The organism is Trueperella bernardiae (genome assembly GCF_001469025.1).
GTDB classification, from domain to species: Bacteria; Actinomycetota; Actinomycetes; order Actinomycetales; family Actinomycetaceae; genus Trueperella; species Trueperella bernardiae.
Genome location: NZ_LNIZ01000009.1, coordinates 1 through 21,716 on the forward strand (window position 1 = coordinate 1; position 21,716 = coordinate 21,716).

Below are 21,716 nucleotides of genomic sequence, written 5' to 3' on the forward strand. Positions count from 1 at the left end.
AGCGGTCATCGTTACGTGCCTTTCGGTGAGATGTGGTAGTTGAGTCGAAGGTTACTGACGATGGCCGCCCCACTATTTCCGGGGCCCACCATCAGCAAGCGTTACACCACACTAAGGGACGCAACCCCTTGGCCTACCTGCTCGAGTTGAGCCCCATTTTTGCGTCGTGCCACCACAGATTTTGCATCGAGGATTTCCCATTCCCTAATCCAAATCGATTCAAACCCCGACCTTACCGCGGAATATCAATCAAAAACCGGGATAAAACCAACACGACCTGGCCAACCAAGAACTCAAGTCACAACGAGTCCAACCCCCACCTTTCGGCTTTGTAGCAACGAAAGACAGCCCAAAAACCAACACAACCTGACCTATAAGACCAAAACGTCACCCACGTGGGCAAAGCAAAAGGACGCTCACTTTGTATCAAAATGAACTTCCTAATGGTGCTAGTAATCCCTAACGGGATTAAGCACTATTTCGTCGTCCTTACTAATGAAAAAGCCCGAAGGCTTTTTCACCGTTCGGACTCCTCATCGTGGAGCTAAGGGGATTCGAACCCCTGACCTTCTCATTGCGAACGAGACGCGCTACCAACTGCGCCATAGCCCCTGACCAGATGATAGTAGCACTACTCGGCCGCCCTTCGCCCGTCCGCGACCGTAAAGTAGCTCACTAAAGCCCGTGAGCCGTGGCGAACTCGGCCACCCGCGCGGCGAACGCCGCAGGCGCGTAGGCATACCAGTCTTCGGAGGCTTCCCTGGCTACGTCGCGTTCCCAGCCAGCACCCTGGAGCTCGGTGGCACCCCGGGTCCCCACACTGTCCTTCTCCCCGGCGATCGCCACGCGCGGCACCCGCACCTGCGCCGCCGCCTTGCGCTCATCGAGTCCGACCAGCCCAGCAAGATACGTCCCCATCTGCTCCGACGTCACCGCCGTCGGCCCCTTCCGTCGCATCACCGCGCCCACCTGCAACCGCATCGACTCCCCACGCCGCAACGCCAGCCTCGGCCCTGAAACGAAGACCCCGGCCACCCGGCCCGGGTGCTCGACCGCGTAATGGATCGCGGGAATCGCGCCGAGCCCTTCGGCTACCACGATCACGGGCTCTTCCAGGCCCATCATCGCCAGGTCGCGGTTGATGTGTGCGGCCATGGCGTGGCGGTGGGCGTCGGCGTCGGAACCGACGCGCGCCGCGGCGAAGAGGTCGGGCGCCACGACAGCCCACGCGGGCGGCAAGTGGTCAGCGACCGGCCGCCATACCTCGGGCGTGTGGGCGTGGCCGTGAATGAAGGCGACGGCCGTCATGCCCGCCGGCGGTCGAGCAGCGCGTCCAGCGTGGAGCCACCGCCGAGCACGTCGGCACGGAACTCTTCATTGCCAGTCATGGCCGGTGCGGGGCTCGCCGCCTCGAGCGGCCCGTCCCCGATCCGCTCCCCCAGCCGGGTGGGGCGGAAGGGTACGTCGGCCACCGGCGCCTCGGGAGCCTCGTACGGCTTGACCGTGCGCCGCACCGCCTTCAGCGTGTAGGACGGCACGTCGGCGGGGCGCTCCTCACGTTCGACGACGTCGACCCGCGCACTTACGACCTTCGCCGGACGAGCCTTTCGGGCCGGGCGCGCTTCGACGGCGGGCACCTCCGCAGGCGCTTCCACGGCAGGCTCGGCCGCAGCCGCCTCAGCGGCACTCGCCGCGGCCACTTCATCTTCACCAACCTCAGCCTCGGCCGCCTCGACCTCAGCCAAGCCAACTTCAGCCGCTTCCAGCTCCGCCGCCGGTCGAGCTGCCACGTAGTCGCGAACACCCGCGCGCTTGGCCCGGCGCAACACCTTGTTGGCCTTGGCGATGCGCTCCTCGTCAGCGGCGTTGAGCACGGCCCAGGAGGAGACCAGGTAGCCGACACCGAGCAAGTAGAGCCCGCCGACCGCCGTCGCCGCAATGGCAAACCCGGGAGCGAGGGACGTCAGCCCGACCGCCACCCACAGCGCCGCGGCCAGGACCGCGAGCGCGGCGCCAGCCACGAGAGCGCGCTGCTGGTGAGCGCCACGGCGGGCGATGCGGGCGCGAGCACGTGAACGGTCGCGGGCGATGGCCCGCATCTTGGCTGCGTCGGAACCACGGGTGCCGCTCGGCCGAGTAGGTGTGCTCATTGTTCGCTCCGTCGTAAAGATCCTGCCGTGATCGCCGCCCTCTTGGCGCAGGGTCCGTTCGGTGATGAGCCTCAGGTCTTCTGAGTAGCGCTCACCGATTGGCGCGTCCGCGAAAACGGCTCTCCTTCGGGTGATCTGGGGGATGACGTATGCCAGGAGGAACAGCGTTCCCATGGCGACAACTGCCCCTTCGATACCCATGGTCCAACGCTATGACGAAAGCGGGAAGGGCGCGGCGAACCGGCGCTGGTGTGTTGCCCGTATCCTTGGATTAGCGCCATTTGTGACGAATTCAGACATCCTTCACATTGGCCACACCAGTCACGCCCGCCGGGCCCTCCGGCAGGCCTTCGGCGACCCCGGCTACCGCTCCCAGACGACGCACTCGAGCGTGTCACCCACCTGCACCGCCCGCTGCTCCTCCGGCACGATCGCCAAACAGTTCGCGGTGGCAAGCGCGGTCAGGAGCGGCCGGCCCGGGTCGCCAAGCGGCTCCACCCGGTAGCCCTCGTGCGGATTGCCGACGACGCGCGCCCGCACGAACTCTCGCAGGCCCTCCGGCGATTCCCATCCCTTTTCCACGACGGCGCGGATCGAGCGCCGGTTGATCGAGGAGTAGCCGGCCATGTGGCGAAGCGCAGGTCGGATGAAGACCTCGAAGGCCGTCATCGCGGCCACGGGCGAGCCAGGCAGGCAGAACACGGTGGTCTCCCCTTCCAGGCGGCCGACCCCGAGCTGGCGGCCCGGCGCCATCGCCACGTTGTCGAAGCGGACCGTGCCGAGAGGGGAAAGCACCTCTTTGAGGGTGTCGCCGCCGCCGTAGGACAGGCCGCCGGTGGTGATGATGATGTCGGCGCGGACCAGCTGGTCTTCGAGCAGTTCGCGCAGCTCGCGCTTGTCGTCGCTCACGCCGCCCACGCGGAAAACCTCGGCGCCGGCATCGCGAATCGCGCTGGAGAGAGCGTGGGAGTTGGCATCGTAGATCTTGCCGCGGGTGGCGGGCATGCCGGGCTCTTGCAGCTCATCGCCGATGGCCATGACCACGACGCGCGGGGCGGGGTGGACCATGACGGTGGAGTGCCCGGCGGAGGCGAGCACCGCGACCTGGCGCGACCCGATACGCACGCCCGCCCGTAGCAGCACCTCACCGGCGGCAAAATCTTCGGACTGGCGGCGAATGTTCTCGCCTTCGCGCGTGCCCGCGAAGAAACGCACCTCGGCCCTGCCCTGGTCCGTGGCCTCGATCGGGATGACGGCGTCCGCCCCCGCAGGCAGCACCGCACCCGAGGAAATGCGCACGGTTGTGCGCTCCACCATCGCCGTGGGATCCACCGTGTCGGCACGGACCTCCTCGAGCATCGGCAAGGTGACCGGGTTGTCGCGGCTGGCGCCATCGACGTCGGCGACCCGCACCGCATACCCGTCCCGCGCCGCCAAATCCGCCTGCGGAACATCGACAAGGGAACGCACGTCCTCGGCGAGAACGCACCCCACGGCGTCGCCAAGCGCCACGGCAAACGGCGGCAGCGGCTGGGCCACCGCGAGGCATTCGGCAAGGTGGTCGGCAACAGACTTCATCGGGCCTCCTCTAGATTAAGACCAGTTTACCCAAGAGCGTAGCTTCCCCGGGCACTTCTTCCTTTCATGGAAGAATGGGGGCATGTCAATCTCCCCGTTGAGCATTCCCGACATCGCCGACGTCGAGGTCGAGGAAGCCAAGCAGGTCCTGCGTGCCGCGGTCCGCGAGCACCGCAAGCAGCGTTCAAAACGCAAGCTCGCCGAGCTGGCCGAGGTCTGGGTTCCCACAGTGATGGACTTCGTGGGCGAGCGTGAGCTTGTCGCGTGCTACGTGTCCACGAACGCCGAACCGTCCACCGCATTCGTCCTCACCGCACTTCACGACGCCGGCAAGCGCGTCCTCCTGCCCAAGCTCGGCCCGGGCCTTTCACGCGCCTGGGGATACTTCGAGCCCGGTACGGAGCTGGTGAACATGGCGCCCGGGCGGCCGCCGGAACCCGAAGGCGAGGCCTTCGACAACTCGATCCTGGCGGGCGTGGACGCGATGATCCTGCCTGCGCTGGCGCTCTCGCGCAACGGCGCGCGGCTTGGCCAAGGCGGTGGCTGGTATGACCGGGCGCTCAAGCAGACGACCCCGCAGGCGGCCGTGGGCGCGATGATTTTTGCGGACGAATTGCTTGACGTGTCGATCCCGCAGGACGACATGGACGTGCGGGTGCCATACGCCATCTTCCCCACCGAGATCGTCCCCACTGAGGCCGCGGGCCAGACTTTTCCACAGCATCTCTAACGGGGGTGCCATCCACATTTAGCCGCTAACTCGGCGGTTTGCGCGGGGCGACTTGGCACAATCGGGTGCATGAAGATCACGCGCGCACCCTCCTCGTCCCGCACCACACCCATCCGGGCGCTCATGTGGCGCTGGAGGTGGGTGGGCATGGCCCTCTTCGCCGTCCTCGCGATCCAGGCGCTGCTGCCCGAGAAGGAGGAGCCGCCCGCGTTCGCCACCGTGGTGGCCGCCCGGCCGCTCTCCGGCGGGGAGCGCGTTCAAGACGGCGACGTGCGGGTGGTCAGCTTTGCCGAGGAGCTGCCCGATGTGGCACGGGAGGCCGAGCTGGTGGTCGGCGAGTTCGTGGTGGCGCCCGTTGCCGAGGGCGCCCCTGTCTTCACGTCCAACCTGCTCTCCTCCGAGTTCCTCGGGCGTGCGCCCGCGGGGACCGTGATCGCCGCGCTGCCCGTCGCCGACGCCGGGGGCCTCGCCATCCTCCAACCCGGCGTGACGGTGAACCTCTACAGCCCGCCCGACGAGTTCACCGACGGCGCCGCCACCCTCCTCGCCCGGGACGTACTCGTGGCCGGCATTGCCCACGAGAAGGGCACCAGCACGTTCCTCGGCACCACCGAGGACACGCGCGTGTTCTACCTGGCCGTCCCGGAAAAGGAGATCCACAAAGTGATCGGGGCGTCCACGCGGGCGCCCCTGCACGCCGTGCTCTCCGGGCCCGCTAGCGGTTAGAGCTTGCCAAAATGTGGGGGTACTTCGTTCAGGATTTCCTGGTCGCGGGCACTGAGCCAGGGCGCGGGCTGCTTGGCCTTGCCCTTGGGATCGCGGGGCTTGTGGCTGGCTGGCTTGCGACCGGATGGGTGCTGCTCGCGCGCGGGCTGTTTGGCGTCGCTGGCGTGCAAAACCTCCTCAACCGATGCGAACTCACCTGCCGCGATCCGCTTCGCATCCACCTGCGAGACCATGACGACGCGGCGGGAGCCACGACGCCGCACCGGCTTACCCGCCTGGCTCACCGCGTCGTCCATATCAGTCATTATCGCCGCTTAGGAAGGGGTCCTCATCACCGAGATCTAGATCATCCGTCCGCTCTTCCACGATCTCATAGTCCACCGGGGCGAACAGGGGATCGTCGGGGGCCGTGGCCGGCTTTTCGTGAGCGGTCGGCTCCTCCTCGGTCATCTCCTCCACAGCCGGTTCGTCTACCGGTTCATCGGTCGGCTCGTCTGCCGGCTCATCGGCCGGTTCTTCGGCTACCGATCCAGGTGCCGGTTCGTCGACGCCGTGCTCCGGCTCTTCGCCGACGGTCACCTGGGACTCTGCCAAGGACTCCGGCTCGGCCACCTCCACAATTAGGTCCTGAGCGGGATCTTCGGACTGCTCGGCGGCGAGCTCAACCACAGCCACCTCTTCGGCAACCGGCTCGGCAGCCGTTTCAGCAACCACTTCGGCCGCGGCCTCAGGCGCCACGTATGCGGATGCCTCCACGGCCACGCCAACCAGGCCCGAGCGCCGGGCCACGTTGCGCAGGATCACGTCCACCTGCTCCCCGCGCCGGGTGATGCCTAGCTCGGAACGTAGGTCGTGGACGAAGTCATCCTCGCCGCGGACGAGGCCATCGGAGGCGATCCAGGCGGTCATGTCGTCGAGCTGGTCGTCGGAGTAGGCGGCCAGGCTAAGGCCCGGGACCACCTCGGGGCGAGGTCCGCGCGGCCGCGCCACGCGGACCGGCTCGGCATCAGCGCCCGTTGCCGCCACGGCACCGGCACCGATTGCCGCGCGAGGCCCGATGCTCGTCGTCAGTTCGTCGCTGCGCTCGGGGTCGCGGACCGCAGTGCCGTCGTCGTCGACGATCGGGACCTGGACGGGCGCGCCCGGCGTGCCAAAGCTGGCCATGAGCAACGCCTCGATGGCGTCAGCCTGCCCGGCGGGATCGATGAAGAGGGAACTGGAGAAGGTTTGGAACACGGACCAGCCGTGCGCCTGAAGGGTCTCGATCCAGAAGCGGTCGCGGCGGCGCAGGGAGCGCTCGGCCACGTACGCCTCGTCATCGAGCACCACGGCCACGGTGAACCGGCCGTCCTTGCCCACCGCCAACGGGATGCGCGGGCACCCCTCGTAGCCGTAGTCGGCGCGAGTCTGCCAGCCGCGGGCGCCCAAGCGCTGGGCGACGTCGGCGAGGAGCGGGGTGACGGCGTCGTCGAAGGTGGCGCTGACGTCGGCGCCGGCGGAGTTCTCGATCAAGCGAGCGAGCAGCTTGGGGCCGGGCGTGGAGACGCGGCGCGTGTCGATATCACCCGGCCCGAGCGCGGAGATGATCGTCAGGTCGGAGCCAGCGGCGGCGATCGTGTCGATGAGGCCGGCCAGGCCGGCCGGGGTGGCGAGCGCGCCGAAGGTGTGCAGCACGCGCCCGTGCACGGTCTTGCCATAGCCGACCGAGAGGATCACGTGGTCGTAGCGCAGGCCGGCGGCCCGCGTGATGTCGGTGATGACGAAGTCCTTCAGCCGGTGCACGTCGCTCGAATCGGCGGCCACCAGCGCGTCGCGGATACGGCTCGCGTGTAGCACCGACAGGGCGATCACGGCGAGGGTCTCCCCCGGGCGCGCCACAGCGTGCTCGATGACGGCGTCCACCACCGCCTCGACCTCCACCTGCGTGGACTCCACCGCGCCGTCCCCGGAAATCCCCGGAACACCACGCCCGTCCACGTAGATGAGCCGCGATTCACGGCTCGCACGCACGGACGGGATCGCCGAGAGCTCGTAGCCGATCTCCTTCAGCGCATGGGCCGACAGCGCGTCATGCTCGGCGCGCAACGTGGGCAGGGTGGCCACGGGCAGCACCTCGTCGAAGACCCGCACTGCCTCGGCGTCGGGCCGGCGCAGGTCGCTCACCACCACGGCCTGGCGGCCGCGCATCATCGGGGAGATCAGCGGCGCCACCAAGTCGGTGGCCTCCACGAGTACCAGGTCCGCCCACGGCATCGGCGGGATGAACTCGGCCAGCACGTTCGGCGGGACCACCCACACGGGCCGCGCACTCTGCACGAGCCGGGAGTAGGTGGCAATCGCGTCACGCAGGCCGGACAGGCCCTGCTCGGCCAGGATCTCATCCAGGCGGAGCGTGTCCTGGCGGCGCGACTGCATCGCCTCACGCGCGTTATTCACCACCGCGCGTAGCACCGGCCCCCACAGGGTGCGGGTATGGGCGCAGTCGAGCTGGCGGAAACGGTCAAGGAGGCGGGTGAGGTCGCTCGGGCCGAAGCTGGCCACGGCCGGGGTGGTGCGGATCATCTCCTCGAAGACCGCGCTCGTGAAGGCAAGGTCAAGCTCGGCCGCGATCCTCGCTGGTGCCACCTGCCGGTTCGCTATATCCTCGATGAACTCGCCCAATCCACGCTCGCGCAGCGAGGCCAACGTGGCGTTGCGTTCGGGCAGGGTGGCCATGTGTCCGGCGTCGGCAACAAGCGCCGCGAGCCGAGCCTGCAGGGAGTCGAAGTCCATGTCGAGCAGCGACTCGCCGCCAAGGTACGACTGTAACGATTCCAGGTCGCGCTGCACCTCGGAGCGGGTGGCGCGGATCTGAGTGAGGCCGTCGGGGAGGGTGGGCCAGCCGCCCTCCGGGCTGTAGCGGCGCCACACCTCGCGGCGCTGCTGCACCTTGAGCAGCTCCTCGTGCAGAGTGGCCGTGGACTCACCGGGCCGGACCATGTCGAGCGCCTGCTTGCGGTAGCGCCGCCGGTCGGACATCTTCATGGAGTGCCCGTGCGCCTCGCGCCACTGCTTGGGCGCGGTGGCGATCGCCAGGTTCATCGGCGAGGTCTCGAAGACCACCGGCAAGAACGTGTCGAGGGAGTCGGCGATGCCGTCGAGCACGTCGATCTGCTCGAACCATTCCCCGAGCGTCTTGGGCTGCTTCATTGCGGTTTCGCCCGCCGAGCGCGAGGACTGGCTGATCGCGGCGGGGACCGTGATGTCGTTGAGGCGCCGCACGGCGTCGAGCGCGCTCTGTCCGTCGGCCGCGTTCGAGATGGTCGAGCCCGCCCAAGCCGACCGCGAGATCGCCGGGTCGAACGCGCCAAGCTCGGCTGCCTGGTCGAGGTCGGCTGTGATCGCCTCGATCCCGTCACGCTTCATCGCGGCCACGGCCGTCTTACCCAGGCGCACGCGCGTCTGCGGCGCGTCCGGCTTCGCCATGAGCCCGGCGAGCTTCTCCAGCAGGCCGTGGATGGACGTGCCCCAGTCCTCGTCCAAGCGGTGCAGGTCGCCCACGAACGCCTCGAGCTGACGACGCGCGGAGACCAACTCGCCGCGCAGTTGCAGCGTGTCCTCGGTCGGCAGCTCTGGGGTGGCGAGGCGCAGACCGGTGCGGATCCGCTGCGGGACCTTTTCCACCGCCGAAAAATCAAGCACGAGGTCGCCAAGTCCGAGCCGCTCGAGCTCCGCGATCAGCTGGCGCCCCGAAGACAGCCGCGAGGGCACAACCACCACGGATCTCTTCGACGCCGCCGCATCCGCACAGATCGATGCCACGGTCTGGACTCGCTGCGAACCCGGCGGGCAATCCACCACGATCGACCGCCCCGAGGCCACCGCCTCCACCACGTTCAGCTCGGCCACGTCCAGGTCGCCCGCCCCGCGCTCGACCTCCGGCGCGCGATCCTCCTCGCCACCCGGGGGCAGTGGCGCCGCCGACAACCGGCGTGTCTCCTCATCCCCCGCCAGCGCCATCATGATCCCCGACGTCCGGATGTACGGCTCCATCGCCTCCAGATCGGCCAGCATGGTCCGCTCTGGGCGCTCGAAGCACCCGAGCAGCATCTCGTTTTCAAAGTCGAATCCGGGCAGGAAGTTCCGCCCATAGGCCGCGACCAGCTCGAGCACCTGCTCCAAGTCCATCGACGCCGCCGCGCCGGTCAGCTCCGCCAACTGCTCGGCCGTGGCCCCGTTCTCGCGCAGCGCCCGCAGATAGGCCGGGTTGATCATCGTGTGATTGAGCTGGCGGACGGCCGCGTCGCCTTCCTCGAACTCGATCGCCACGCTCCGGTACAGTGCCGGCTCCTTCACGACGACGGCCTGGCGCGGCTCCCTCTCCACCGCGCGCTCCTCGCCGGCGGGCTCGGCCGCCTGCACGCCTGCCTGTTCGTCAGAGCTGGCCCGGTGTGCGTCTGCCGGATCCTCGGTACGGGCGTCACCGGGGGTGTCGGCGTGAGCGGCACCATCGGCGTCGTCGGCCCTCCCGCCGAAGGTGGCGGAGGATTCCCCGTCGGTGTCCACAGACACGAGCGAGCCGTCGTTGTCGATGATGAACTCGCCCGTGAGCTCGGCAAATTCAACGTTCGTGGGGGCCGCGGGCGCCTCAGACTTCGACGCCGACGGCAGCTCGGACCACGTCAGCCGCCCCACCGACAGCGAGACCGGCGCGTGGCCATACATCTCCGAGATGCGGCGCGTGGTGGCTTGGAGCCGGCGCAGGTTGGCAAGCGCCTCGCGCTGGGCCACGTTCTCACGAATGAGCGACGTGATCCGCACCGCCGAGCCGGACGCGAAGGCCACCGCCCCGGTCGGGTGCGGGTGGGTCAAGTCAATGACACCGTTGGCCTCATCCGACGTGACCTCGTCCGCCTGCTGGGCGCGCGCTGCCAGCTCGGCATGCCAGGCGCGGTAGGCAGCGTCGAGGAGCTCCTCGCGGGAGCGGGTGGGCTCCGGCGCGGGGATCGCCGCTTCGGGCGCGGACTCCTCGAGGTCGGGGGCCTGCTCGGCCTGCTGAGCCTGCTCGGCAGGCGCCTGCGCCACCGCGGGCTCGTCGGCCTTCGGCTGGGACTTCTTACGCTTAAAGAAAGGACTCACTCTCTTACCGTACAGAGGACTGCGCCACTTCTGACAGACGCGCGCCGCAACCGCCCCGAGCCCCGCCACACGCAGATCGCGCGGACAACTGGTGAATCTGAGCCCGCAAAGGCCCAGTTACGCGACGAAAGCTTCCAGACCCACCAGTTAGCCACGCCACCTGCCGGCACAGTGCGCTACGGGCATGAAAAGTGCCCTCGATAGGAATCGAACCTACGACACCGGCTTTAGGAGAGCCGTGCTCTATCCACTGAGCTACGAGGGCATGCCCTGCAAGACTACCCGAAAGGAGCCAAGGGCAAAAACGGCGCTGGCCGGCAACCCAGCCATAGGCTGGCACTTAGTGCTTGCCGGCCGGACTAGCCCTTGATGCCGGGCTCGTCGTCGTCGACCAGCTGGACCGGGCCCGGCCCGTGATCGTCGTCCTTGCGCACACGCCTGGGCACCACCATCGTGGGGCAGGCGGAGTAACCGAGCAGGGTCTGGGAGGTCGAGCCGAGGAGGAGGCCGGTGAAGCCACCGCGCCCGCGCGTGCCGAGCACCACCAGGTCCGACTCCTCGGACATCTGGGCCAGGATGTGGGCCGGGCTGCCCTCGACCGCCGTGATCTCGACGTCGATCTTGCGGCCCTCGTCCACCTCGGCCAGTTGCGCGGCCACGGCGGACTCCATCTCGTGCAGGTGCTCGTCGCGGAACGTGTAAGCCGGAACCCAGCCCACCGCAGACGGGTTCACCGCCACCAGCACGGTCAGCTTGGCGTTCCACCGATCCGCCTCCCACACCGCTCGCTGCAGCGCCATCTTCGCGTGCTCCGAGCCGTCCACGCCACACACCACCCGCTCGATCGGGACGTGCGACGACGGCGAATCCGTGGGCACCACCACCGTAGGGCAGTACGCGTTGGCCGGCACGGCGGAGGATACGGTGCGCAAGAGGCGGTCGGCGAGCCGGCCCGTGTGCTGGGTGCGCCCGCCCACCACCACGAGTGCCACGCGCTTCGAAATCTCCACGAGCACCTCGGTGGGATCACCGAACTCGAGCGCGGACGTCACCTCCACGCCTTGACCCTCCACCGTGACCACCGCCTCGTCCACAATCTTGCGCGCCGAGTCATACAAGTGATTTACGTTGCCCTGGGCGACCTGGAATTCCGGCGACATGTACTGGGACGGCAACTCGTACCCACACACGATGTGCAGCCGCGCCTCGCGGGCTCGGGCCTGGGCGAGCGCCCACTCGAGCGCGGAATTACCCGCCTCGGATCCATCTATACCAACGACAACAATGTTTTCGTGCGCCATTGCATCCTCCTTAGTTGCCTCTATTGTCTCAAAGTCGAGGTCACAGCGGTAGGAAATAGGCGATGTCGACGCCGGCGCCCCGCACCACCAACGCACACGAAAAAGGGCCCTTTCGGGCCCTTCATCGAAAAGCTTGTGTTAGAACACGCGGATCACGGTGGGGATGCCGATGGAGGCGTCCGAGCCGGTGGTGGTGCCCATCGACTCGTTCCAGGCGCCGACGTTCATGCCGTTGCCGAGCGAGATGGCCACGTGGCCGGGCCAGTAGAGGATGTCGCCTGCGCGGGCCTCCGAGTAGGGGACCTGGTAGCCGACCGAAAGAACGGAGGTGGTGTAGCCGCCGATGTGCACGCCGTGCTGGGCGTAGACGTAGCGGACGAAGCCGATGCAATCCCAGCCGGCGGGGGTGGTGCCACCCCAGCGGTAGGGGGCGCCCTGGTAAGCGAGGGCGGTGGCGCCAACGGAGCTCGCGGAGCCCGAGTATGCCTGCTGGACCGGCTCGGCCCCAACAGCCGGCGTGGCCTGAGCGGTGTCGGAGGTGGTGCGAGCCTCGGCGGTGGCGGTCTGGGCAGTCGCCTCGACAGGGGCCGCGGCAACCGGGGCGCCCTCGGCCTCAACGGTGACGGTCTCCATCTCCCATTCGCCCACCGACACCGTGCCCAGATCAACCGTGGCAACCGGGTTGGTGGTGGTAGCCGAGGTGGCCAGCTCGATCGAGGCTTTCGACGCCTGGGCGGCGGAAGCGTTGCCATCAGCCAGAGCCATCGGCGAACCGATACCCATGAGGACCCCTGCCGTGGAAGCCGTTGCAACCGCAGTCACGGTCGACTTCGAGAAGGTCGAGCGGGGCGCGATCATGTCGTGGCGACTCGCCATAGTTTTTTCTCCGTTGTGCTAAGAACTCCGCGCCAGTGCGGCGCGCTACGAGATCAGCATAACGGGACAATAACGATTTGTCACGATTTGATAACGATGTGATACGTCACTTGGCTTCGCGAACGAAAACTCCGCGCGCCACATTGGCCGAAAGCCGCACGGAATCGCCGTTTTGCACGACGATCGCGCTGTCGGAGTCGATAACATCCACCGTGATCTTCACCCCGGGCACGAGCCCCTCATCGGAGAACATCGACAGGATGTCGAGGTCAAGTTGGACCGATTCGGCCAGCCGCTCGATGACGTACTCCCCGCCCGGCTCGACCTCCATGACGGACTTGAGCCCGGCCTCGCGCACGTTGTGAATCGCCGACTCGCCAGCCGCCGGGATCGGGTTACCGAACGGGTCAGCCTCCGGGTGGCCGAGCAGGGCGTCGATCCGTTCGGCGACGTCGTCGGACACCACGTGCTCCCACCGGCACGCCTCGTCGTGAAGGTGGGGCCAGTCAAGCTTAATAACGTCCTGCAGCAGCCGCTCCACGAGCCGGTGGCGGCGCATCACGCGGATCGCGTAGTGGCGCCCCTCCTCCGTGAAGTCGATTTCGCGCCCGCGCCCCATCGACACCAGACCCGAGCGCTCCATCCGGCTCACGGTTTCGGACACGGTGGGCCCGGACTGGCCGAGCCGCTCCACGATGCGCGCGCGCAACGCCGGGATGTCCTCTTCGTTCAGCTCGAAGATGGTCTTCAGATACATCTCGGTGGTATCGATCAGCTGGCTCACGGCTCCCCCTCACTGGCTCTCCCCGCCATCTTAGCCGCTGGCACCCCCGCGCGCTCAGCACTCGAAATCTTGCCCGCCGCCTGCGCCCAAGTGAGATGATCGGACCATGAGTTTACTTCTTCCCGACGACGGCCGCTTCGGTTCCGGCCCCTCCAAGGTCCGCCCCGCCCAGATCGCGGCGATCGCTGACTCCGGCCTGATGGGCACCTCCCATCGTAAGCCGGCCGTTCGTGGGGCGGTGCGCTCGATCCAGGAGGGCCTATCCGATTTGTTCGGCCTGCCGGAGGGCTACGAGGCGATCCTGGGCAACGGCGGCGCGTCCGCCCTGTGGGACGCGATCTCCTTCTGCCTGGTGGAGGACCGGGCACAGGCCGCCGTCATCGGCGAGTTTTCCGGCAAGGCCGCCCGTGCGGTCGAGCGCGCCCCGTTCCTCGGCGAGCCCGAGGTGCTGCGCGTGGAGCCGGGGCAGATGGTCGAGTGCCGTCCCGCCGATGTCGACACCTATCTATACGCCCACAACGAGACCTCCACGGGTGCCACGACGCCGCTACGCCGGGTCGCGCCCGGATCGGGGGCCCTGACCGTGGTGGACGGCACGTCCATCGCCGGCGGGCTGAAGATCGACCCCGCCGACGCCGACTTCTACTACTTCTCCCCGCAAAAGTGCTTCGGCGCCGACGGCGGCCTGTGGCTGGCGTTCGCCTCCCCGGCCGCGCTCGAGCGGATTGAGCGCCTCACCGCCGAGCGCTGGGTGCCCGACTTCCTGAACCTCCAGCTCGCGGTCAACAACTCGCGCAAGGCCCAGACCCTCAACACCCCGGCGATCGCCACGCTCCTCATGCTCCAGGCGCAGGTGGAGTGGATGGTCGAGACCGGCGGGCTGTCCACCATGCAGGCGCGCTCGCGGGACAATTCCTCGGCCGTCTACGAGTGGGCCGAGGCCCGCCCGTTCGCCACACCCTTCATCGCGCCCGAGTACCGCTCGCCGGTGGTGTGCACGATCGACTTCGAGGGCGTTGACGCCGCGGGCATTGCGGCCCAGCTGCGCGAGCTCGGCGTCGTCGACGTCGAACCGTACCGTTCACTTGGGCGCAACCAGCTGCGCATCGCCACGTTCCCCGCGATCGACGTCGAGGATGTGACGCGGCTGCTCGGCGTCATCGACGAGCTGGTCGGCTAGCTCCCCACCCGTACACGACGTCGGGGATAGGAAAGGGCCCGGGCGTTCGCCCGGGCCCCACGATTAGCCAGCCTTAGGCCAGGCCAAGCGCCTTGTTGATCGGATCAAGCAGGAAGTAGATGACGAACGTGCCCGCCGTAGCGTACATGAGCGGGTGCACGTCGCGGGCCTTGCCGGCCACCGCCTGCATAATGACGTAGACGATGAAGCCCACGCCGATGCCCACCGTGATCGAGTATCCGAACGGCATGAAGATGATGGTGACAAAGGCGGGGATGGCGACCTTGAGGTCGGTCCACTCAATCTCCGTAACCTGCTGCATCATGAGGAAGCCCACCGCCACGAGCGCGGGCGCCGCGGCCTCGGAGGGCACCATCGCGAACAGGGGAGCGAGGAAGGTGGCCAGCAGGAAGAAGATGCCTGTGAAGATGGTCGACAGGCCGGTGCGGGCGCCGTCGGCAACACCAGTGGCAGATTCGACGAAGGACGTGTTGGAGGACACGCCGCCCATGCCGCCGGCGATCGCGCCGAGGGAATCGACAAGCAGGATGGACTGCGTGTGCGGCGGGTTGCCGTCCTCATCGAGCAGGTCGCCCTCGGAGGCGACGGCGACCATGGTGCCCATGGTGTCGAAGAAGTCGGCGAGCATGACCGAGAAGGCGAGCACGATGACTGCAAGCACGCCGATCTTCTGGAACGGGCCGGTGATGGAGAACTGGCCGAGCGTGGAGAAGCTCGGCACCTGGACAAGCGAGCCCTCGACCGCGGGGATGGTCAGGCCCCAACCGCCGACGTTCTCGGCGCCCTTGGGGCCCAGGTGGCCAACGGCCTCGACGATGATGGCGAGCACGGTGCCGGTGACGATGCCCCACAGGATCGCGCCCTGCACGCGGCGCACCATCAGCGCGAGCGTGACCACCAGGCCCACAAGAAACACGACGAGCGGCCACGTGGAAATCGAGCCGTTGACGCCGAAAGCGAGCGGGGTGGCGCCCGTACCCACGATGCCGGAGTTGATTAGGCCGATGAGCGTGATGAACAGGCCAATGCCCACCGAGATCGCGGTGCGCAGCACATTCGGCACGGCGCGGAAGATCGCCTCGCGCAGGCCGGTCAGCACCAGCAGCACGATGACGATGCCTTCGATGACGATGATGCCCATGCCGTCGGCCCAGGTCATGCCCGGGAGCTGGACGATCGTGTAGGCCACGATCGAGTTCAGGCCCAACCCGGCCGCGAGCGCCAGCGGGAAGTTCGCCACGGCGCCCATAAGGATCGACATGAGGCCCGCGACGATGGCGGTGCCCGCCGCGATCGCGGGGAGGTTCGGCTCGCTGCCGCCGCCGAGGAACTGGCCGGTCGAATCCGGGCCCGACAGGATGATCGGGTTCAGCACGAGGATGTAGGCCATCGCGAAGAAGGTCACGAGGCCACCGCGCAGCTCCTGGCGCACGGACGATCCGCGCTCGGAGAGGCGGAAGTAAGAATCAAGAATGGATGGTGTGTTCTGCTTATTCACAGTGGTCTTCGTAGTGCTCACCTACGTGAGTTTTACACCGCGAAACAGGTGTAGCAACTTCCGTCTCACACTCTGAAAGACTCGCGGCGACGCGTTGGTCACATTGTGAAACAGGCAACTGCCGAGGTCGCGGCTTCACGGCGCCACCCTCCCAATTACCGCCCGGTACCGGGTGTGCCCGTCACAAGTCGTGAATCTGAGGCCGGCCAGGTGGCTATAACAATCGCCAGCCGATATATTCACGAGTTCCGTCGGCCAGACCGCCCGACCAGGGTACCCGGCCGCCTTACGGGACCTCCGCGAGGACGAGCCGGCCGGCACCGCGCGCCTGGAGGATGCCATCGTCAGCGCGGACGAACGCGGCCTGGCCGGTGTTCATGAGGCAGTACTGCCCGGAGGCGGTGCGGATCTCGGCGGCGCCCGCCACACACAGGAGGATGCGCGGGCCGGCACCGCGCAGCTTGACGCGCCGGGTGGCATCTCGAAGGTTGACGATGGAAAGCTCGAAGTCGTCGACGGGGGCATAGTACGTGGACTGCACGGGCGAGATCCGCTCGGGCGCGATGCGGATGGGCGGGGCGGCCACGGTCTCCATGACGTCGAGTAGCTCGGGCACGTCCACATACTTTGAGGTCAGCCCGGCGCGCAGCACGTTGTCGGAGTTCGCCATGATCTCCAGCCCGAAGCCGGAAAGGTAGGCGTGGACCGTGCCGGCGGGGGTGAACATCGCCTCGCCCGGGTTGAGCGTGACGGGGTTGAGGAGGAGGGAGGCGACCACGCCGGGGTCGCCGGGGAAGAAACTGGCCAGGCGGCCCACGATCGCGTCCGCGCGCGGGGAGGGCGAGTCCTCGGCGGGGCGCGTGCGGCAGGCCTCGACCACCTCCGCCACGGCGTCCGCGCTCGGGCGCGAAGCGGACAGAAGACAGGAGAAGGCCTCGCGCACCCCGCCCGCGTTGGGCTCGCAGCGAATGAGGTCGGCCAGGCGGTCGGTCAGCTCGGTGCCGAGCCCTTCGAGCACGCCGATAATCCGGCGCGGGGAGCGGAAGCCGACCAGGGCCTCGAAGCGTGTGAAGGCGTAGACCAGCTCGGGCTTGTGGAGGGCGTCCTTGTAGGAGCGGTTCGGGGCGTCGAGCGCGATCCCCCGCTCCGACTCGCGCACAAACCCCCGGGCCGCCTGCTCCATCGACGGGTGCACTTGCAAGGACAGGGGCTGGGCCGGCGCGATGAGCTTGAGCAAGAAGGGCAGCTCGCCCTGGTGGCGGCGCATGACGTCCCGGCCCAGCACGCCCTCCGGGTCGCGGGCGATGTAGTCGCGCAGGTCGGCGGCGGGACCTGCTGGGCTGACGACGTCGGCTGGACTAACGACGTCGGCCGGGCAAGCGACATCGGCCCCGGCCTCACCGGCACCACCAGCGCTAGCCGCCGGGCCGGCGTCGTCAACACGCACATCCTCCGCCGCGAGCGCGACCGCGTGCGGCCCCACCCCGCACCGGGCGGGGGCGCCGGCGTGCGCGCCGAGCCAGAGCTCGGCAACGGGCGTGTCGGCGGCGGGCAGGCCGAAGAACTCGGGGATCACATCGCGCGCGCCCCAGGTATAATCGCGCACGCGACCCTGAATGATGTGCATGGAGAGCTACTCGTTCGCGGTGATATCCAGATCGTGGTCGTCGAGCACGGGGTCGGTGGGGTCCCACATCTTATCGGGCTTGGGCGTATCGGTTTCCGAGTGTGCGCCGCAGCCGTGGTCGAGCGAGACCACTCGGCCGTCGTAGGCGCTCCACTCATTCGCGCACACGCCGAACAGTTGGCGGGCCGAGCCACCCATGTGGAGCAGGTAGCCGCAGGTGGAGCAGGTAGCCTTGGCGGTGCGGGTGGCCTGGTTGTGGGGGCCGCCGTCGCCGTCGTACCAGCGCTTGAACGCCTCCTGGCGGCCCTGATCGGACAGGACGCGCGCCCGGCCGAGCCCCAGTTCAAACTCGGCGAGCTCGTCCCCGTCCACGCCCGCGGCCTCGAAGCTCTCATCCAGCAGGGGGTCGTTGGCGGTGAGGTTGGAGTCGTCGGGGTTGTAGGGCAGACGGTCGGTGCCGCTGACGTCGGAGGGCCGGAGCCGGTCTGCCCACGGCACCCACTCAGGGGCGAGCAGAGCGTCTGGGCCGGGCAGTAGCGAGACCTCGTCCACCGTGCCGCGCCGGGCCCGCGGCACGCGCGAGAGCGTGACGGTCCAGAACCAGCCCTTGTAGCCGGGCAGCTGGCAGGTGAAGGCGTGCGTCACCACGCGCTCTCCCTCCTGCACCACGCCGGCGTGCTCGCCAACGTTGGACGCGTGCGTGACGTCGAGCAGGGCTTCGCGCGCCTGGTCGACGGCGCGCGCGAGCGTCTTTTCACGAGTGACGTTGTGGGTTGGGTTAATACGATGAGACATCAAAATCCTCAGCGAGGGCCCGCAGCGCCTGAGCAATCCGCGCGCCGCCCTCCGGATAGCGCCCGCGGCGGAGCGAGGTGGAAGCATGGTCAAGAATCTTAATGAGGTCCTCGATGAGCGGAACCATGTCTTCAGCCGAGCGGCGGTTCGCGGCCGCCAGCGACTTCTGCTTCTCGATCACCGTGACCTGCAGCGCGGCCGGCCCCCGGCGCGTATCGCCGATGCCATATTCAACGCGCGTTCCAGCACGCAGGCGCACTCCCAGCGGCACCGAAGTTTCGGGCAGGTAGACCTCCTGCCCGTCGTCGCCGGCAATGAAACCAAAGCCCTTCTTCTCGTCGAAGAACTTCACCTTTCCCTTAGGCACCTAGCGTTCCCTTTCATCAATGTTGTTACGTCCACCTATTATGACACTTTCGCCGCGGCTTTTTCCTGTGCCTCTTTTTCTTCACGACGCCGCCACCCCGGCCTGTCCGCTCTGAGGCGATATCGGCGCCCGGCCCGGCATCTACTCGCGCGGGGCTTGCCGGAATTGGTAGGTTAGTGTTGCGCGACACACGCGCAGGTTCAGGGAGGTCCCATGAGAAAGTCGCACGTCCTGGCGTCAACGGTGATGGCACTTGGAATCGTGCTTGTGCCCGCGGCGGCGTTCGCTGAACCGCCCCAGGACTTGGATGCGCGTTTTACCGACCTGGCGGGCGTGGTCGACGACGACGCGGCGGCGGCCGCAGAGGTCGAGAAGGTGCCGGGCCAGGACCTGTGGGTGGTGACGGTCAAGAACCTCGACGGGATGGACGCCCAGGAGTGGGCCGAGCAGACGCACGCGGTGTCGGGGATGGATAAGTACGACGGCGTGGTGGTCATCTCGGTGGACACGCTCGAGGTGGGCTGGCATTCGACCAGCTCGGGCGACGTGTCCGAGGCCGTGCTGAACGAGTCGCTGAGCCCGTACGTCATGGATCTTTTCGGCGACGGCGACTGGGACGCCGGCGTCACCACCCTCGCCAAGAACGTGGCGTCGGTGGCGCGTGGCGGGGAGCTCGTGGACGATTCGGGCGGGTTCCCGTGGCCGCTGGTGGGGATTGGCACGGTGGCGGTGGGCGCGGGTGGCGCGATCGCCGTCGCCAATCGCCGTAAGACGAAGGCCTCCGTGGCGGACGCGGACAAGCAGGTCCAGGAGGCATCGGCGGCCCTGCTCGAGGTCGACGACGACGTGCGTGCGGCCAGCGCTGAACTCGAGTTCGCCCGCGCCGAGTTCGGGCTCGAGGCGACCCAAAGCTTCCAGCTAACGATCGACAAGGCGCGCGAGGCGACGTCGGCGGCCTTCCAGATCCATTCCCAGCTTCACGACGCCGATCCGGAGACCCCGCAGCAGAAGCTGGACCTGAGCGCGAAGATTACGCAGCTGGTGCGGTCGGCGCAGGAGGCGCTCGAGCACCACACGAAGGAATTCTCCGAGCTGCGCAACCTCGCCGCGCATGCCGATGCGAAGGTGGCCGAGTTCCGCACGCGCGTAGCGGAGATTAACCAGCGCCTGGAGCTGGGCAAGCGCACGGTGGACAACCTTGAGGTGAACTACCCGGCGTCGGCGCTCGCCACGCTGCGCACCTATCCCGCGCAGGTGGCGCACCTGCTTGAGGCCACGGGCACGTCGCTCGATTCGGCCGACTCCGAGGTGGCCGCGGGCGATCGCAACGGGGCGGTGCCGTACGTGCGGATGGCAGAGGCCACGCTCGCCCAGGCCTCCCAGCTCACGGACGCCCTCCTCAACGCCCCGCAGCAGCTGGAGGCTGCGAGCGCGGAGATGCGCGAGCGCGTGGCCTCGCTGTCCTCCGATATTGCCGACGCCCGCCGGCTGGCCCCCACCGATCCCACGGTGGCGCCGCTACTGGCCACGGCCCAGGAGGCGGTGCAGCGGGCATCGGGGGCGAACGCGGACCCGTTCCGCAGCGTCGAGGAACTGCACGAGACCGAGACGAAGATCGACCTGGCCCTCGAGCCCTTCCGCGCGGCGGAGGAAAACCGCAAGAAGCTCGAGGCCAACGCCAACCAGGCCCTCGCCTACGCGCGCCGCGCGATCGACGACGCCGAAGCCACGGTCACGCGCTACCGGGCCTCGGCCCGCAGCGGGGCCCGTGAGCAGCTGGCCCAAGCCCAGGATTCCTACCAGCAGGCGGCAAGCGGCGAGGATCCGCAAGAGCGCCTGCAGCTGGCTGAGTCCGCCCGCGTGGCGGCCAACCGCGCCAAGCAGGCCGCCCTGTCGGACGTGGAGCGGATGAACCGCGGCGGGCCCTACGGCTCGGGCGGGTACTCCTCCGACGGCGACGCGTTCGCCGGGGCGCTCGCCGGGTCGATCCTGTCCGGCGTAGCCCGCGGGCTCATCATCGGCGGGCTGTCCGGCGGGTTCGGGGGCGGAGGCCGCTCAGGCGGTGGCTTCGGCGGTGGCTTCGGCGGCGGTGGCGGCGGCTCTACCGGCGGGCGCCGAGGATTCTAGTTTTGTCCATGTCCAATTTTGACCAGGTAAGAGAAAGGTAATTTACCATGGCAGAAAAGCAGTCCATCCTTGGGCGCATGGCACAGTTGGCCAAGGCCAACATCAACGCACTCATCGACCGCGCCGAGGACCCGCAGAAGATGCTCGACCAGATGGTGCGCGACTACACCAACTCCATCGCCGAGGCGGAGGACGCGGTTGCCGTCACCATCGGTAACCTGCGCCTGGCCGAGGCCGACTACAACGAGGACATCAACTCGGCTCGCGAGTGGGGGCAGAAGGCACAGGCCGCCGTCGCGAAGTCGAACGAAATGCGCGCGGCCGGAAACGAGGACGGTGCCGCGAAGTTCGACAACCTCGCCAAGGTGGCCCTCGAGCGTCAGATCCAGCACGAGGGCGAGGCCCGCGAGGCCGAGCCGATGATCCGCTCCCAGCAGGAAGTGGTGTCCAAGCTCAAGGACGGCCTGAACGTCATGCGTAGCAAGCTTGCAGAGCTCAAGTCCAAGCGCGATCAGCTCAGCGCCCGCCAGAAGTCCGCCGCGGCCCAGAACAAGGTCCAGGACGCCATCGCGTCGATCAACGTGCTCGACCCGACCTCGGAGCTTGCCCGCTTCGAGGACAAGGTGCGCCGCGAGGAAGCCATTGCGGCTGGCAAGGCCGAGGTGTCCGCGTCCTCGCTGGATGCCCAGTTCGCCGAGCTGGAGTCAACCGACACGTCCGCCGAGGTCGCCGCCCGTCTCGCCGCCCTCCAGGCAGGCGAGGCACCCAAGGCGATCGAGGGCACGGAATTCACCGATTACTAAATCGATCAGCCCAGCGCGATACGACGGCGAGGTGG

The 21,716-nt window shown here is 68.0% G+C and carries 17 protein-coding genes and 2 tRNA genes; 5 read left to right on the forward strand and 14 right to left on the reverse strand.

Going from position 1 to position 21,716, the window contains the following annotated elements:
* Positions 1–539 precede the first annotated feature (539 nt).
* From AQZ59_RS07850 to AQZ59_RS07865, 4 genes are all read right to left on the reverse strand, one after another.
* Positions 540–612 (reverse strand) — tRNA-Ala (locus tag AQZ59_RS07850).
* A gap of 63 nt (positions 613–675) precedes the next feature.
* Positions 676–1,308 (reverse strand): alpha/beta fold hydrolase, encoded by a 633-nt coding sequence (locus AQZ59_RS07855; protein ID WP_062614117.1) that lies wholly within the window; start codon positions 1,306–1,308, stop codon positions 676–678.
* Positions 1,305–2,351, reverse strand: a complete 1,047-nt coding sequence (locus AQZ59_RS07860; protein ID WP_152994737.1) for a hypothetical protein — start codon at positions 2,349–2,351, stop codon at positions 1,305–1,307. The genes AQZ59_RS07855 and AQZ59_RS07860 overlap by 4 nt, the downstream gene beginning before the upstream one ends.
* A gap of 162 nt (positions 2,352–2,513) precedes the next feature.
* The gene (locus AQZ59_RS07865; protein WP_062614119.1) at positions 2,514–3,728 is read right to left on the reverse strand and encodes a molybdopterin molybdotransferase MoeA; all 1,215 of its coding nucleotides are present in this window, start codon (positions 3,726–3,728) and stop codon (positions 2,514–2,516) included.
* 82 nt (positions 3,729–3,810) lie between these two features.
* Here AQZ59_RS07865 and AQZ59_RS07870 point away from each other — a divergent pair, with 82 nt between their 5' ends.
* Together AQZ59_RS07870 and AQZ59_RS07875 are read left to right on the forward strand one after the other, a co-directional pair.
* Positions 3,811–4,458 carry a 5-formyltetrahydrofolate cyclo-ligase gene (locus AQZ59_RS07870; protein ID WP_062614120.1) on the forward strand — a complete coding sequence of 216 codons (648 nt, stop codon included), beginning with the start codon at positions 3,811–3,813 and terminating at the stop codon, positions 4,456–4,458.
* A 69-nt stretch (positions 4,459–4,527) separates the two neighbouring features.
* Positions 4,528–5,184, forward strand: a complete 657-nt coding sequence (locus AQZ59_RS07875) for an SAF domain-containing protein (protein WP_062614121.1) — start codon at positions 4,528–4,530, stop codon at positions 5,182–5,184.
* Here AQZ59_RS07875 and AQZ59_RS07880 read toward each other — a convergent pair.
* The 6 genes from AQZ59_RS07880 to AQZ59_RS07905 all read right to left on the reverse strand — a co-directional run bounded on the left by AQZ59_RS07880 (position 5,181) and on the right by AQZ59_RS07905 (position 13,263).
* Positions 5,181–5,489 carry a hypothetical protein gene (locus tag AQZ59_RS07880; protein ID WP_148132144.1) on the reverse strand — a complete coding sequence of 103 codons (309 nt, stop codon included), beginning with the start codon at positions 5,487–5,489 and terminating at the stop codon, positions 5,181–5,183. The two genes, AQZ59_RS07875 and AQZ59_RS07880, sit on opposite strands and share 4 nt — an antisense overlap.
* Complete coding sequence (locus AQZ59_RS07885) at positions 5,482–10,302, reverse strand: hypothetical protein (protein ID WP_062614123.1); 4,821 nt, start codon at positions 10,300–10,302, stop codon at positions 5,482–5,484. The genes AQZ59_RS07880 and AQZ59_RS07885 overlap by 8 nt, the downstream gene beginning before the upstream one ends.
* 192 nt (positions 10,303–10,494) lie before the next feature.
* A tRNA-Arg gene (locus tag AQZ59_RS07890) sits at positions 10,495–10,567 on the reverse strand.
* Positions 10,568–10,661: 94 nt separating this feature from the next.
* Positions 10,662–11,603 carry a universal stress protein gene (locus tag AQZ59_RS07895; RefSeq protein ID WP_062614124.1) on the reverse strand — a complete coding sequence of 314 codons (942 nt, stop codon included), beginning with the start codon at positions 11,601–11,603 and terminating at the stop codon, positions 10,662–10,664.
* A 138-nt stretch (positions 11,604–11,741) separates the two neighbouring features.
* Complete coding sequence (locus AQZ59_RS07900; RefSeq protein WP_062614125.1) at positions 11,742–12,479, reverse strand: C40 family peptidase; 738 nt, start codon at positions 12,477–12,479, stop codon at positions 11,742–11,744.
* A gap of 106 nt (positions 12,480–12,585) precedes the next feature.
* Positions 12,586–13,263: a metal-dependent transcriptional regulator gene (locus AQZ59_RS07905; protein WP_062614126.1), complete on the reverse strand. Its 678-nt coding sequence runs from the start codon at positions 13,261–13,263 to the stop codon at positions 12,586–12,588.
* Between the two features lie 106 nt (positions 13,264–13,369).
* On the opposite strand from AQZ59_RS07905, the gene serC reads away from it, so the two are divergent.
* Entirely contained in the window at positions 13,370–14,443 is a 1,074-nt protein-coding gene (gene serC / locus AQZ59_RS07910) for a phosphoserine transaminase (RefSeq protein WP_062614127.1), read from the forward strand.
* Positions 14,444–14,516: 73 nt separating this feature from the next.
* Here serC and AQZ59_RS07915 read toward each other — a convergent pair whose 3' ends face one another.
* The 4 genes from AQZ59_RS07915 to AQZ59_RS07930 form a co-directional block, all read right to left on the reverse strand.
* Entirely contained in the window at positions 14,517–15,983 is a 1,467-nt protein-coding gene (locus tag AQZ59_RS07915; protein ID WP_201783178.1) for an NCS2 family permease, read from the reverse strand.
* A gap of 265 nt (positions 15,984–16,248) precedes the next feature.
* Positions 16,249–17,589 (reverse strand): mannose-6-phosphate isomerase, class I, encoded by a 1,341-nt coding sequence (manA, locus tag AQZ59_RS07920; RefSeq protein ID WP_062614129.1) that lies wholly within the window; start codon positions 17,587–17,589, stop codon positions 16,249–16,251.
* A 6-nt stretch (positions 17,590–17,595) separates the two neighbouring features.
* Positions 17,596–18,384 carry a DUF3027 domain-containing protein gene (locus AQZ59_RS07925; RefSeq protein ID WP_062614130.1) on the reverse strand — a complete coding sequence of 263 codons (789 nt, stop codon included), beginning with the start codon at positions 18,382–18,384 and terminating at the stop codon, positions 17,596–17,598.
* A complete protein-coding gene (locus AQZ59_RS07930) occupies positions 18,368–18,751 on the reverse strand; it encodes a cold-shock protein (protein WP_062614131.1) in 384 nt (127 codons plus the stop codon). The genes AQZ59_RS07925 and AQZ59_RS07930 overlap by 17 nt, the downstream gene beginning before the upstream one ends.
* A 213-nt stretch (positions 18,752–18,964) precedes the next feature.
* On the opposite strand from AQZ59_RS07930, the gene AQZ59_RS07935 reads away from it, so the two are divergent.
* Both AQZ59_RS07935 and AQZ59_RS07940 read left to right on the forward strand, forming a co-directional pair.
* Entirely contained in the window at positions 18,965–20,878 is a 1,914-nt protein-coding gene (locus AQZ59_RS07935; RefSeq protein ID WP_082661238.1) for a TPM domain-containing protein, read from the forward strand.
* Between the two features lie 47 nt (positions 20,879–20,925).
* The gene (locus AQZ59_RS07940) at positions 20,926–21,681 is read left to right on the forward strand and encodes a PspA/IM30 family protein (protein ID WP_062614133.1); all 756 of its coding nucleotides are present in this window, start codon (positions 20,926–20,928) and stop codon (positions 21,679–21,681) included.
* The last annotated feature ends 35 nt before the right edge of the window (positions 21,682–21,716 follow it).